The sequence below is a fragment of the Candidatus Erwinia haradaeae genome (genome assembly GCF_900698985.1).
GTDB lineage: Bacteria > Pseudomonadota > Gammaproteobacteria > Enterobacterales > Enterobacteriaceae > Erwinia_E > Erwinia_E haradaeae_B.
Map to the genome: position 1 here is coordinate 129304 of NZ_LR217730.1, position 14668 is coordinate 143971.

Here is a 14668-nt window from a genome sequence, read left to right on the forward strand (position 1 = left end):
ATAATGCATTCTAAAAGTAAATTCTTGGTCATTGCTTGTCTATTTTTATCTTTTGTTATGTGGCAGATTTTTTACATGGAAAAAACTATTCAGCCAAAATCATATCAGACGACAGAGAAGACTGTGAATCCAGAGAGTCATAATATAAAGCAGGATACATTAAAGGGTAACTTAGACACAACGATCACAGTCAAAACTGATGTTTTATCTTTATGTATCAATACTCGTGGAGGTGATATTGATCAGGTTGCATTATTATCCTATTCAGATAAATTAGGTTCTAAGCATCCTTTTTTACTTTTAGAGTCTAGCCCAGATTTTGTATATCAAGCCAAAAGTGGATTAATGGGTCATGATGGACCAGATGATATAGCTCATGATATACGACCGGTTTATTTTAGTAAGCAAAATCATTTTGAGCTATTAAAGAATCAAAATGAATTACGTATTCCATTAACTTTTGTTTCAAAAAATAATATCACTTATATTAAAACTTTTGTTTTGCATCGCGGTAATTATGCTATTGATGTCTCTTATCAGATTCATAATCAATCTATGAATCCTATAGAGGTCGCAATGTGCGGTCAGCTTAGGCAGACTAGTGAGTTACCAGAAAATCGTAATACGAATAGTAAAAATTTTGCTTTACGCACTTTTCGTGGTGCAGCTTACTCTAGTAGTCAGAGCAAATATTCCAAGTATGATTTTGATACTATTAAAAAAAATAAGCACTTAAATGTAATAACTACGAATGGTTGGATAGCGATGTTACAGCAGTATTTTGCTTCTATATGGATTCCAAAAACAAGAGGTAATAATATATTATATACAGATAATTTATATAATAACATAGTTTCCATTAGTTGTCAATCGGATCCGGTAGTCATTACATCAGGCTCTCAAAAGACTCTAGAAGCCACATTATGGGTTGGACCAGAAGTACAAGAGCGCATGAGCACGGTCGCACCATATGTGGAACTAACGGTAGATTATGGTTGGTTGTGGTTTATTTCTCAGCCTTTATTTAAATTACTGCAGTTTATTAATCACTTTATCAATAATTGGGGTTTTTCAATTGTTCTTATTACGTTAATCGTGCGTAGTATTACATATCCACTCAGTAAAGCCCAGTATACTTCTATGGCTCGCATGCGTATTCTTCAGCCAAAAATTCAATCGATGCGTGAGCGATGTGGAGAAGATAAGCAGCGCATGAGTCAGGAAATGATGGCATTATATAAAAGAGAAAAAGTTAATCCATTGGGAGGATGCCTGCCTTTAATAATTCAAATGCCTATATTTTTAGGGTTGTATTATATGTTAATTGGATCAGTAGAACTTAGACATGCATCGTTTATTTTTTGGATTAAAGATTTATCTGCACAGGATCCATATTATATTCTTCCACTCTTAATGGGTGCTACGATGTTTTTTATTCAGAAGTTATCACCAACAACAGCAACAGATCCCTTACAGCAAAAAATCATTACTTTTATGCCAGTTATTTTTACTGCTTTTTTCTTATGTTTTCCCTCAGGTTTAGTTCTATACTATATTGTTAGCAATCTGGTAACTTTATTACAACAGCATATGATTTATCAAGATTTAGAAAAATGTGGCTTGTATTTTCGAGATAAACACTCAGAATAACATAGAAACTTTTTATTGCATGAGTGGATTTTATTATATCTAGGAAACAGGCAGAGTATAAATCTATAATCTAAATTATCAATCAAGAATCAGTAGTAGTTTATTCTAGATCATATTTCAGTCTAGTATTAATAATTTTTAGTTATTTGTTTTTGTGATGCTTAGGTCATTGATAGCATCAATGATTTTTATTTTAATAGATTTTGATAAGATCGTATATATATAGTGAGACCTATCATTGAATTTTTGAATATTTTATGAAGGTGCAATATAAAGAAATTGTGTTATCTAGAACTAGCATGTTTGACCATAGGGGGTTAGTTCCACCAATGGAGGTAGCATTAATATTTATTATTAAGCATGGCATGAATAGTACTTTAGAGAGGTTCTATTATTACATCGCATTATCAAGAGAGGGCGCGAATGATTAAAGAAATACAAACTCTCACTGTTTCTTCTTTAGGAAACTTAGATGCATATATTCGGGCAGTAAATTCTTGGCCAATGTTAACAGCAGACGAGGAAAAAAGATTGGCTGAGCGGTTATATTATCATGGTGATCTAGTAGCAGCTAAAACATTAATTTTATCTCATTTACGTTTTGTGGTGCATGTTGCATGCAATTATTCTGGTTATGGATTACTTAAAGCAGATTTAATCCAAGAAGGTAATATTGGTCTCATGAAGGCAGTACGCCGTTTTAATCCGGAAATCGGTGTACGTTTAGTTTCTTTTGCTGTGCACTGGATTAAAGCAGAAATTCATGAATATGTATTACGTAATTGGCGTATTGTTAAGGTTGCTACTACAAAAGCACAGAGAAAGCTGTTCTTTAATTTGCGGAAAACTAAAAAGCGTTTAGGGTGGTTTAATCAAGATGAGGTTGACATGGTTGCTCGAGAGCTTGGAGTTAGCAGCAAAGATGTTCGTGAAATGGAATCACGGATGTCCGCTCAAGATTTAATTTTTGATCCTCAGCCAGATGATAATATAGAACATGAGGCGCTAACCCCAATGTTTTATTTACAAGATTTATCATCTAATTTTTCCACTGGTATCGAAGAGGACAATTGGGGGGACTACGCTTCCGATAAGCTTAGTGTAGCACTTCAAGCTCTTGATAATCGGAGTCAGCATATTATTAAAGCACGATGGTTAGATGAGAAGAATAAAACTACTCTGCAACAATTAGCGAATCATTATGGTGTTTCTGCTGAACGTATCCGACAGTTAGAGAAAAATGCTATGCAAAAATTACGTAGAGCCATCTTAGTTTAAGATATACTATATTCTAATATATTGTGGTATTTATGATTCTAATATGGTAAATCACTAAATTAGTGTGTCGACAATGTTTATTGTTAATAAAACAGAGATTGTTTTATTTTTTATTAAAATAATTAAAAATAATATTTAATATGAATCTTTAATATATATTAAATAAGTTTGCGTATGTATTTGAGTGAGATACTTGATAAGTTCTTAAATAGCACTTATAGGTATGTAATACATAAAAATCCAGAGTTATAATAGATCTATAATATAGAATTATTTATTATGTACAATAACACTTTTTCGAAAAATATTTTTATAATAGCCCCAGAGTTTGCAGAACAACGTATAGATAATTTTTTGCACAATAAATTAAAAGGAGTTCCACGTAGCATGATTTATCGGATCTTGCGTACGGGGGCGGTTCGAATTAATAAAAAACGTATTAAACCATGGTATAAACTCCAAACTGGAGATGAAATATATGTTCCATTAATTCGTATAATGCGGCCACAAGATATGAATATATCTAAAAAAATGGCTATAGTAACTGCATTAGAAGATTCCATTCTCTATGAAGATGAATATATAATAGGTCTTAATAAACCTTCTGGGATAGCAGTACATGGTGGTAGTGGTTTACAATATGGAGTAATTGAAGCATTACGTTCATTGCGCCCAGCTACAGACTTTCTTGAGTTAGTGCACCGTCTTGATCGAGATACATCAGGTGTGCTATTGTTAGCTAAAAAACGATCTTCATTACGCATGCTCCATGAGCAATTACGTGAAAATAGCATGGAGAAGAATTATTTAGCCCTGGTTCAAGGACGGTGGCCGATGCATGTGAAAATAGTGGATGTTCCATTATTGAAAACCATCCAATTGAATCATCACTCTACAGTAAAAGTCCATCAAGATGGAAAACCATCGCGAACATTATTTCAAATAAAAGAGCACTATTCTCACATTGCAACTTTAGTTAAAGCATCTCTTGTAACTGGGCGTATGCATCAAATTCGTGCACATGCTTTACATATAGGTCATCCTATTATTTTAGATAATCGTTACGGAAATTCTGATTTTAGTAAGCATTTTAAAGGTATTGGACTGCAACGTCTTTTTTTACATGCAGCTACATTATCTTTTACACATCCACATACGAAAAAAATTACACTGATTAGTGCACCGCTAGATAAGCAACTAAAAAATTGTTTACAAAGATTACGTTTTAGTGCAACTCCTCTAAAATGAAATCAATTTAACTGCTTTTTCTAAAGTAAATAAATTGTCGATTAAAGAAATTAATATATATTTTTTATAACTGGTCATTGATTAGTAATCGTTTGTATATAATTAGAATAGATTCAATAATATACTATTATTTATCAGATTTTTCTATAGGCAGATAAGATAGATATAAAATTTTAATGAGAAAAATAGATTTTTAAGTAGAAAATAAAAATTTTTAATTATTGATAAAAATATTTAAGAACTAATTAGTGGATAGTATTAATAAATATTACATGGATTGTATTAAATTAACTAAAAGTATGTTTACTATTAAATTAAATTAAATTTAGTTTAATGATATAGATAGTAATCTAATAGGATGTTATTTATTTTTTTATAGTATTAAAGTTTTTATTATTAAGTTTTTATAGCGATAAATGAAAAAACATTATCTTAATACACAAATAATACAGGATTAATGATATGAGTGAGACTATTATAGATACTAATAGTTAGAATTATTTATAATAAGTTTATTAAGAGTATTACAACTATAATGGTATAATTATACTACAGTGTTATCCTTGTTTCTATTGATATCAATTAAGAGGTCTTATAACAGGTAGATAAAAAAACTTGTTATTTATTTAAATGTAGAATGTTATTATCAATTTTAGTAGGATTTTGATCCGCTTTGTTTTTAGTCTTAGTAGGCTATTTTATGTATAAGTGATAGCTTTAAAAGCTGATATTTTTTATATAATAAAGAAATTTAAAATATAGCCTTTAATTTTTTCTCATTAACTGAGCTATCTGTATATTATATTAATAGAATGATTGGTAGCGCATTACAGTTGTCAATATATGTTTTATCAATATTGATTGGTAAAGTATTTATATTAAATAGAAAATGTAAATAACGGCAAGGATAGTAATATCAAATCAATATATTATACAAAATTTAAAATAACTTTAGGGTAAAAAGTCTCTAAATCTCTTATTTTAAAGATTGCGGTTAATCTTGATAAATTATAAAAATTTATACTAAAAATATAGGAAATAATAAAAATATATTAGTCAGGTTAGTATGTTTTTTTTAAAATATTAGAGACGATTGCTTATCTAGTAAAATCTATGTTTTATTTTGTTTTTAAGGTTGCGCGTTCTCATGAAATTATTAAATGCTTTGTAAGAATTATATCAAAATTTTCTTTTTTAATGGATATGGTTAGAAGAAGCTCTATTCTGCTGTTATACGCTGAATTGATGGATTAATTAGCATGTTGCACCGCTATATAGTCGCAATACTATTATCCAGATAAAATTTTATTTTAGATGCTGTAAGGGGTTAGTGTTCTTGATGATGCAATTAGAAGTTTCTTTTTAGGCTCGATTGGATTATATAGTTTATACTTATGTTAGATGTGGCAAGCCATGAGTTATAGATTTTCTTTAAATATTCAGAGTCAATATTTTTTATAATATATTACTATGTAATAGTCATTAAATAATTAGTAGATTATTAATAATAAAAGTAACTGCAGTGATGAGTCTGGATTGTTTTTAGGTCAGTATATAACCAGTAGCGGTGTATGCAGAAACTGAATGTTACACTAAATTAAAAGTAAGATATTAAGAATTAATGCTATCAAATAATATTTTCTAACGTATTCCATGATAATACATCATATTATATGGGTAATACATGATGTTTGATTTTTTTTTATTTTAGAGTGTTTATTTTAAGCACGTTGAATTGATACAAGTTTTAAAAGATATTATATAGGTTGATAAAGCTATATTAAGAACATTACTTGAAATATATATAAATTTTTCCTTTCAGAAAGGTGGCACTAATAATGAATGATAAAAAAAATTTTAGTATAGAAGAAAAAAAAAATATTTTTTGATTTAATGAGTGGCACTCGTCAGTTAGTTCAAGATACTATAGTGCACAAGCCAGTACGAAAAAGTTTAAATCATAGGACATTTGATCGTGCTTCATCAATACAAAGAGATAATAGTTACTATTTTTCCGATGAGTTTCAACCACTTATAACTAATGAAGGAATGTTACGTTATATACGTCATGGCGTAAATCATTATGAGTTAAAAAAACTATATCGTGGTGATTATACCCCAGAAATTGTTCTTGATTTACATGGTCTAACTCAAATACAGGCTAAAAAAGAATTAGGTGCGCTGATTGCTACTTGTCGACAAAATCATTTGTATTGTACTAGAATTTTGCATGGGCATGGTAAAAATATTCTTAAGAAAAGAATGCCTTTTTGGTTAGCTCAACATCCATTAGTTTTGGCTTTTCATCAAGCCCCCAGGCAGTTTGGAGGGGATGCTGCATTACTAGTATTAATTGAACTGATCGATTAATTCATATGAATGAAAATTCATATTATATAGGTAGAGTATTATATTTAGTTTTTCTTCTGGTAATATTTTTCTTGCAGTGATCTTCAGAGAGTACAATACATAACGTAAGCTTTATTTATTAGATACCAAGAGTTAATGATTAAAATATTAAAGTTTCTTTTTGATTATTTTTATATACACGGCATATGTACAAAAGGTTAAATATTTATTTGTTATATAACGTAAGAGTTCCTATAAGAATAAGTATTACATTAAAACATTAAACTAAAATAAAATAAAATATTAATTATTAATATTTTATGCTTAGAAGGCAATCTATAGATAGTGACGATTGTAGGTTAAAAATCATGGATTATTAGGAATCTCTGCAGGAGAGATTGTCCATTGTAACTTATTTAATAAGGAACAAAAATGTAGATCAATGCAAACAATAGATGAGGGTGTCAATATTCTGTTGTTTTCATTTAAAAAAATCTCTGTTAAAAGAGCATTAATAAAAGGAAGATGTGAAATAATTATCACTGACTGAGTAATCTTATTGTCTAGTAGTCGTAAATAAGATAAGACTTGATTAGATTTTCCATTCGGTCTAAGTTCATACAGTGTATTTATTTGATTAGTTATTAAAGGGAACACCTCACAAATGACGCTTAGAGTCTGTTGTGCACGCAGATAGGGACTGACTAATGCTTGTTGAATATTAATATTTTTTGTACGAAGCCAATTGGCAATTGCCCGAGACTCGCTGTATCCACAAGCAGTTAAAGGTCTAGAAAAATCATTGTGCGTTTGTAAGTCAGCCTCACCATGACGCATTAAAAAAAGTTTCATTAGCTACCAAAAGAAAAATAAATATTTTAAAAGAAATATAAAGCATAATATATTTTTTGTTATAAATAAATAAATAAAGAAAAATTGTGATTATCAAATAATTTTATTTATTAAATAAACATATGATTACCACTAAGATATACACTAATATTATTATTTATTGCGTTAGAATATTATTAGAACAAATGATTAATTAGTGATATGACTATCTTTTATTCTTTTAAGGTTTTGATTAAAAGAAAATTCAGGCTATTAAAGTATGTTTAGTAATTTAAAAACATTAAAATTTAACTTTAGTAAATAATATATATGTTATATAGATCGCTATAAAAGGGTCTTTTTGTTAGGCACTTGAAATACAAAGAAAAGGTTTATTTTAAAACTTATTATAATATTGCTATTTCTTTTTATTAATATCTTAGAATTATTATAACTCACCTTATCTTATAGTCAGAATGTTGTGATACCACTCATCTAATTGTTGACAAAGTGTATCTATACCTATTTTCTTTTTTGCAGAAAAGATCTGAACTTTTATTATACTGGGAAACATTTTTGTTACTTGACGCACTGAATGTAGTTGTATGATGCACTTTCTGTAATTTAGCTTATCTGCCTTCGTTAAAAGCACTAATACTTCTATATTATATTCTAGAGCTGATATAATCATGTTTTGATCTAGTTCCTTTAATGGGTTTCGGATATCCATAAGAATCAATAATCCTTTGAGGGATTGTCGATTTTTTAGATAATCCATTAGAATAGTGTTTCTTTTTTTTTAATCACTTCTGGGGCATTTGAATAGCCATAACCAGGTAAATCCACTAAGCGATAACCTTCAGAAATTTGGAATAGATTAATGAATTGTGTGCATCCTGGCATTTTGCTTGTACGAGCTAAGTTTTTTTGATTTGCGCATGCGTTTAATGCGCTAGATTTACCGGCGTTTGAGCGACCAATAAACGCAACTTCAATACCACTATCAGTTGGTAAATGATGTGAACTAGGAGCACTGGCAATAAATTTCGTCAGGTGATAATTAAAAATAGACATGAACTACACTCCGTATTTATAAAAGAGCAATGAGGGTTATATTTAGAAATAAAGCATCTAACCTATATAATAGAATTTATTCATCTACTAATTCGGTAAACTTTATCTTATGTATGATCCGTTGCATACAGTTTTAAAAAAAATATTGGTATAATGTTTGAATTAGATAGGCTGAGATGTTGTATCTGCATTTTTTATTTAATATATTAACTGTATATATAAAAATAGATATTTGATTGTGTTTTTTACAAATTGTAAAGAATAATTTTTTTATTAATTACTATAAGATTTTTTAGTGGTTTTAGATATTAGTGTATTTATCCATATAAGAATTGTGATGTTCACTATTAAGACTAATCTTTAATGTTTTATAGTAACCTATAAGAATAAGGCGTTTTGGATAATTTGTTATTAATTTTCTTAACAGATAATACAATTTTTGCATCATTTATTATTGAGCATAATAATTTAAAATATTTTGATCAAAATACTTTAATAAAAAAGAGGAAAAAAGTGTAATGTATAAAATGTTTAAAAATTCATTTTTTCTTTTAGATCTGTAATATTGATTATCCTATATTGGGTTACGAATTCACTGATTGAACATTTATGTTATATTCAATTAATCACTTAAATAAAATTCTCTATGCATCTTACATCTATTATGTTTTTATAGTTTCGTTTTAATGTTGAGAATATTTCTGATGTATTATATAAGCAAATTATAGCAGTAGGTAATATAATGCTTTAGAATTTTTTAGTTTTTAAAATAAAATATAGAACTGAGTAAAAATAATTTTCCTATCCTTCTCTTTATGTAGAGAATATATAGAAGTTATATTTTTGTTTAATAATTATATAATAATATTATAAAAATGTTCTATATTAGAGAGCAGTCGCTGTATAACAATATAGTTTTACATTATATTATGAATTTTTATTAGTTATAGAGGTGACAAAAAAACAATGGATAGTTAGATTTTCTTTGCTGTAGTGTTTGTTATAATAGCACTGGTCATAATGCAATAGATTTAATAAAAGATTTTGAAATACTAAATTTTTATTTAATTATATCATGTCGTTTTTTGTGCAGGTATTAGATATAAAAGTATCTTTATTAAAGATAAAACTTGTAATTCTAGTATAGGTTTTTAGATATATAGCAATTTCTAATTATTAATACACCTTAGTATAAATAAATATTAAGACACTAAAATATATAATGTTTAGAGATGCCACATGATCAAGTAGATAAATATAAGGATATATTACATTATAATACATATTAAGAGTTATACTTTAATTGTGGAATCATGAGGAGTGATACTACTAGAGATGATAATTGTTAGATGTAAGATAAAAAACTGATAGGCTGGCATTAGACGTATTATAGTATAGTGCTTATAATTTTTATGTTAATTATTAATCGAATTAAATATAAAGTTAAGATGTCAATAAGGATTGATATATGATATTTTTAATAAATAGTGTTATATCTTCACATATAAGAATTAATATACAATGATTTGATTTGCTAAAAATTCTTATATAAATAAATTTATTTTAACAAGTAAAGATTTATATAAGATTTAGAATTGTAGGTAATTTAAAATTTTTCTAAATTTTACTCATTGATTATAGATATCAATGAATTTATTTTTAGAAAAATATCCATTATTTTAATATTAGAAATACTAGATTGAATTATCAGATAATAGATTCGTATAATATCTTTTAAGTGTATATAATTTTTTTTCTTTATACATTTTTTAGTGAGTCTCTCACTCTCTATCAGAAGATATGTTTTATTAGAAAATTATAAAAACATTTATAAAATTTTTTCTTGAAGAGAAGAGCTTAATCTTATTATATTTATTGTGTTAAGTTATTTTAAATGTTATCTAGTTTTTTCAATTAACTGAACACAAAAGAATAACTATATTATAAGTATAAGCATTTAATAGAATGTTTTTTAGGTAATATGTATCATTGTATAAAAAGCTATACTAAAAAAACATTTATTTTTATCGTTAAAAGTTTAGAAATATTTTTTAATTGCATGATCTTAATATATGGATGCATATATATAGGATTTTAGGTGTATTTTTCATATTTAATAAAATTATATAATTGAATTGATTGTTATCTTATTTAAGTACCAGTATAATTAAAAAGGATAGTGTAATTGGGTATACATAAATATGTAATTAACTAGATTTTTTTACATTTTCGATATATTATTAAATCTTCGATCGTTACTATTGGCATCTGGTGCTGATAGGAAAATGCAATAACTTCTGAGGTTCTTGCCATCGAGCCATCATCGTTAGTTAGTTCACATAAAACACCTGCTGGTTTATAACCGGCTAATGTAACTAAGTCCATTGTAGCTTCAGTATGACCACTACGTGCTAATACGCCTCCAGCGTGAGCTTTCAAAGGAAAAACATGACCAGGACGGTTTAAATCACTAGGTTTTGCATTATCAGCGATAGCAGTTCGTATGGTCGTTAGACGATCAGCAGCAGAAACCCCCGTAGTGATACCTTTCACTGCTTCAATAGTAATAGTAAAGGCAGTACCATAAGTGCTTGTATTATGATGAACCATCATAGGCAGATTAAGTGTATTTAAGCGTTCCTCATTGAGGGATAAGCAAATGATTCCACTTCCGTAACGAATACTTAGCGCCATTTGTTCTAATGTCATTTTTTCTGCAGCAAAAACCATGTCCCCTTCATTTTCACGATTTTCATCGTCTAACACCATGACTCCAGAGCCTGATTGTAAAGCCTTAACAGCTCTAAGTACGCGCTCTTCAGGCGCTCCAAACTGAGAAAGTATTAACTGATGCATTGTCAATCAACCTTAATAAATATTTTTATTATCAAAACTAAAGTGTGGTCAGGATTTTAATAAAATAAAAAGCGATTATCCTTAATAATTATATATCTTTTAAGAATAGCTATTTTTTTATTGAAATTACTTTTGTTGTTTTTAAAATAATATTGGATTTTTTGATTGTCTACGTACAGGTATCCTTGATATAAAGTCACTCAGAGAGTGTACAGTATAAAAATATATCATTATATTTTTTTAAAAATTTTATAATATTATTAATCATAGCGCTGAATAAGTAATAGTGCAAGTAATGAAAATTACTATTATTACTTTATATTAATACTCTTAAGTCGATTAGTTCTTAATAAAGAATAGGTATATTTTTATAGTGTGGCTTTACTTTGAGATATGCGTGTATTGTTTATTATAATATTTTTGTTTATTTTTTTGGTAATTAATTGTAAAATAATATATGTTTTTGACTAAATAAGTAGAGATTTTTTATAGATATATTAAAATTACTCAACGAGAGATCATGTTGTTATTTTTTTAAATAATTTTCACTTAGTAAATGATATCTTTATATTCCACTGTAGGGTTTTTATACTTAATACATATTAATATTTATTATGTGTATATGTTACCAACATACTGAAAAATATTTCTTTAGATGTGATTTTTTGGATATTATATAGTACAAGATGAGAATGTATGATAGTTCTTTTGAAAAATGTAACATTATAGGTTATCGATAACATAAGTTGAGAGTTAGAGTAAAAATATTTGTAATCAAAAAGATAAAATAATTACCAGGTACTGCTACTTTCCTGTTTACATAAAAAAATCGACAAGTTATAGTTTAAATATAATTTTTATTATAAAAAAATTAGTGTTTTTAGTGTTTTTTATATCTTATGGATTTTTCTAAAAAAGTTTAATTTATAAGAGTAATTTATAGATAGTACATTCTATAAGAAAAATTAGAAGAGAAAAGCATGGAGGAGTGGCCGAGTGGCTGAAGGCACCGGTCTTGAAAACCGGCGACGGGAAACCGTTCCAGAGTTCGAATCTCTGCTCCTCCGCCAGGATATTACTAGTAGATCTTAAAATTTTTTTTCTATTAAGGCATGTTGACTACAGAAATATAAGCTATCCATAATACATAAGTTTTATTCAGTTTATAGAACTAGTAATAATGTACGATTGAACTATCTCATAAAACTGAGTTGTGGCGCTTTATATAACTATACTTCTAAAACTCATAAGAAAGAGTTAATAATTAAAATTGTAATATTAAGTAGAATTTTATGATTCAATAAAATTATATTTGTTTTAATAGTGGGCCAATTTAATATATTATTCATGATCGTTAGGTAGAAAATTAAAATCTTATATTTCTTAATACTAAGAATAAAAGCTATGTCTGTTCTAAAGGTATTGCATTTTCCTAACGAGCGTTTACGCATAATCGCTCAACCTGTGTTAAAAATAGATATTCGCACTCAAAGTATTATTGATGATATGTTTGATACGATGTATTCTGAGGAAGGTATCGGATTAGCAGCGACACAAGTTGATATTCATCAATGTATTATTGTTATAGATATTTCAAAAACTCAGAATACAGGTTTGGTATTAATTAATCCTATTATATTAAATAAGAGTGACAATATAATAACAGAAGAGGGGTGCTTATCTATTCCTAAACAGAGAGCATTAGTTCCTCGTGCAGAGAAGGTGAAGGTAAAAGCGATAGATCGTCATGGTGTGTACTATGAACTGGAATCAGATGGTCTTTTATCTATTTGCATTCAACATGAAATAGACCATCTTTTTGGAAAACTTTTTATTGATTATCTGTCACCAATGAAGCGACAACGTATCCGTCAGAAATTGCAAAAATTTTATCGTCAGCAATATCATTATTAACTGAGAGGTATTAAGGTGAGTATGTGTCTCATTCTTTAAAGATTATTTTTGCTGGTACTTCAGAGTTTGCCAAATATCATTTAAACGCGTTGCTTTTGTCTCATTATAAAGTAGTATCAGTTATAACTCAACCAGATCGGCCGGCTGGTAGAGGCCAGAAAAATAGCGCGAGCCCAGTTAAAAAATTAGCTGAAGAAAGTCGAATACCTATCCTTCAGCCAGAATCATTAAATTCTCAAGCTGAGCAGGATATAATATCGGAATTCAATGCTGATATTATAATAGTTGTTGCGTATGGATTAATGTTTCCTCAAGAAATTTTAAAAATTCCACGCCTTGGTTGTATTAATGTACACGCTTCTTTATTACCCAGATGGCGAGGAGCAGCGCCAATTCAGCGTGCTTTATGTGCCGGAGATTCTGAGACTGGGGTGAGCATTATCAAGATGGATTCTAGATTAGATACTGGGGATATTTTGCATAGAGAATCATGTCCTATTCACTTTTCTGACACAACTGCCACATTATACAATAAATTAGCTAATCTTGGTTCAGTGAGTTTATTGACTACTCTTACAAAGTTGGAGAATAATACATATAACCTACAAACACAAGGTAAAACACAAGATAGCTATGCATATAAACTTACTAAAACAGAAGCTCGTCTTAATTGGTCGTTATCTGCTGTACAATTAGAGCGTTATATTCGTGCTTTTAATCCTTGGCCTGTAAGTTATTTTATGATTGATGATCAATGTATTAAAGTTTGGAAAGCGTCTGTGCTACCTAGTGTGAATGATAGAAGACCTGGAGAAATTATAAAAGCAGAAAAAGAAGGTATTCAGATTTTTACCGCAGATGGTATCCTCAATATACAGGAATTACAACTTGCTGGGAAAAATAAAATAACAGCGCAAGCGCTGCTTAATTCTAATCCTTCGTGGTGCACCATAGGGAAGCTTCTTTCTTGAAGGTGCTTATTTTATTTTTTTTATTAATATTTTTAAAAAAATTATGGTACTTTTAAATTGCTTTTTTTAATGTTTAATAATTTTTATATTATATTTTATAGAATAAAACAGAAAACCAATAGCATCACCATCCTCGAAGAATGTATAGTATTATGGAATAGATATTTCTCATCTTATCTCTGTTTTTGTCTTTGAAATTAGGATGATACGCATTATATATACAGACTTGTGAGAAAAAATATGGATATGTCGTATATATTGTTAGTTAGTATTGCAACTTAATTTGTGAGTTCTTTTGTGATTTTTTTTGGTTTTGTATGATATACAACATCAAAATTATACAGATCGTATGTTTTTGGTAAGTAAGGAAGTAATGACAAACTCTGTAAATTGCTTCTGAGCTATCTTTTATTAGTTTCATGTATTCATGTGTTTATTACTGAGAACGTTTAGTGTAGATTATATAAAATTTGGCATTATTCTATCTTTAGTAAAGT

Annotated in this window: 9 protein-coding genes, 1 tRNA gene and 1 pseudogene; 8 read left to right on the top strand and 3 right to left on the bottom strand. The window is 28.3% G+C overall.

Annotated elements, in window-relative coordinates; translation table 11 throughout:
- The first annotated feature begins 3 nt into the window (after positions 1–3).
- The 5 genes from yidC to smrB all read left to right on the top strand — a co-directional run bounded on the left by yidC (position 4) and on the right by smrB (position 6546).
- Positions 4–1650 (top strand): membrane protein insertase YidC, encoded by a 1647-nt coding sequence (gene yidC, locus ERCIPSPA2889_RS00420; protein WP_157988920.1) that lies wholly within the window; start codon positions 4–6, stop codon positions 1648–1650.
- Positions 1651–1907: 257 nt separating this feature from the next.
- On the top strand, positions 1908–2081 hold the full coding sequence (locus ERCIPSPA2889_RS00425) for a hypothetical protein (RefSeq protein ID WP_157988921.1): 174 nt from the start codon (positions 1908–1910) through the stop codon (positions 2079–2081).
- On the top strand, positions 2074–2928 hold the full coding sequence (gene rpoH / locus ERCIPSPA2889_RS00430; RefSeq protein ID WP_157988922.1) for an RNA polymerase sigma factor RpoH: 855 nt from the start codon (positions 2074–2076) through the stop codon (positions 2926–2928). Before ERCIPSPA2889_RS00425 ends, rpoH begins: the two co-directional genes overlap by 8 nt.
- Before the next feature lie 279 nt (positions 2929–3207).
- A complete protein-coding gene (gene rluC, locus ERCIPSPA2889_RS00435) occupies positions 3208–4176 on the top strand; it encodes a 23S rRNA pseudouridine(955/2504/2580) synthase RluC (protein WP_157988923.1) in 969 nt (322 codons plus the stop codon).
- Positions 4177–6069: 1893 nt separating this feature from the next.
- Positions 6070–6546: an endonuclease SmrB gene (gene smrB, locus ERCIPSPA2889_RS00440; RefSeq protein WP_232037604.1), complete on the top strand. Its 477-nt coding sequence runs from the start codon at positions 6070–6072 to the stop codon at positions 6544–6546.
- A gap of 345 nt (positions 6547–6891) precedes the next feature.
- On the opposite strand, the gene sixA is transcribed toward smrB, so the two are convergent.
- From sixA to ribB, 3 genes and pseudogenes are all read right to left on the bottom strand, one after another.
- A complete protein-coding gene (gene sixA / locus ERCIPSPA2889_RS00445) occupies positions 6892–7377 on the bottom strand; it encodes a phosphohistidine phosphatase SixA (protein WP_157988924.1) in 486 nt (161 codons plus the stop codon).
- Between the two features lie 439 nt (positions 7378–7816).
- Positions 7817–8430: pseudogene (yihA, locus tag ERCIPSPA2889_RS00450) on the bottom strand (ribosome biogenesis GTP-binding protein YihA/YsxC).
- Positions 8431–10641: 2211 nt separating this feature from the next.
- Positions 10642–11286, bottom strand: a complete 645-nt coding sequence (gene ribB / locus ERCIPSPA2889_RS00455; RefSeq protein ID WP_157988925.1) for a 3,4-dihydroxy-2-butanone-4-phosphate synthase — start codon at positions 11284–11286, stop codon at positions 10642–10644.
- A gap of 982 nt (positions 11287–12268) precedes the next feature.
- On the opposite strand from ribB, the gene ERCIPSPA2889_RS00460 reads away from it, so the two are divergent.
- From ERCIPSPA2889_RS00460 to fmt, 3 genes are all read left to right on the top strand, one after another.
- Positions 12269–12356, top strand: a tRNA-Ser gene (locus ERCIPSPA2889_RS00460).
- Between the two features lie 334 nt (positions 12357–12690).
- Positions 12691–13200: a peptide deformylase gene (gene def / locus ERCIPSPA2889_RS00465; protein ID WP_157988926.1), complete on the top strand. Its 510-nt coding sequence runs from the start codon at positions 12691–12693 to the stop codon at positions 13198–13200.
- A gap of 23 nt (positions 13201–13223) precedes the next feature.
- The gene (fmt, locus tag ERCIPSPA2889_RS00470) at positions 13224–14171 is read left to right on the top strand and encodes a methionyl-tRNA formyltransferase (RefSeq protein ID WP_157988927.1); all 948 of its coding nucleotides are present in this window, start codon (positions 13224–13226) and stop codon (positions 14169–14171) included.
- Positions 14172–14668 lie beyond the last annotated feature (497 nt).

Excerpts from the sequence above, each read along its gene's own strand:
- yidC (WP_157988920.1), top strand. The coding sequence starts at position 4 with ATGCATTCTAAAAGTAAATTCTTGGTCATTGCTTGTCTATTTTTATCT.
- ERCIPSPA2889_RS00425 (WP_157988921.1), top strand. The coding sequence starts at position 1,908 with ATGAAGGTGCAATATAAAGAAATTGTGTTATCTAGAACTAGCATGTTT.
- rpoH (WP_157988922.1), top strand. The coding sequence starts at position 2,074 with ATGATTAAAGAAATACAAACTCTCACTGTTTCTTCTTTAGGAAACTTA.
- rluC (WP_157988923.1), top strand. The coding sequence starts at position 3,208 with ATGTACAATAACACTTTTTCGAAAAATATTTTTATAATAGCCCCAGAG.
- smrB (WP_232037604.1), top strand. The coding sequence starts at position 6,070 with ATGAGTGGCACTCGTCAGTTAGTTCAAGATACTATAGTGCACAAGCCA.
- sixA (WP_157988924.1), bottom strand. The coding sequence starts at position 7,377 with ATGAAACTTTTTTTAATGCGTCATGGTGAGGCTGACTTACAAACGCAC.
- ribB (WP_157988925.1), bottom strand. The coding sequence starts at position 11,286 with ATGCATCAGTTAATACTTTCTCAGTTTGGAGCGCCTGAAGAGCGCGTA.
- def (WP_157988926.1), top strand. The coding sequence starts at position 12,691 with ATGTCTGTTCTAAAGGTATTGCATTTTCCTAACGAGCGTTTACGCATA.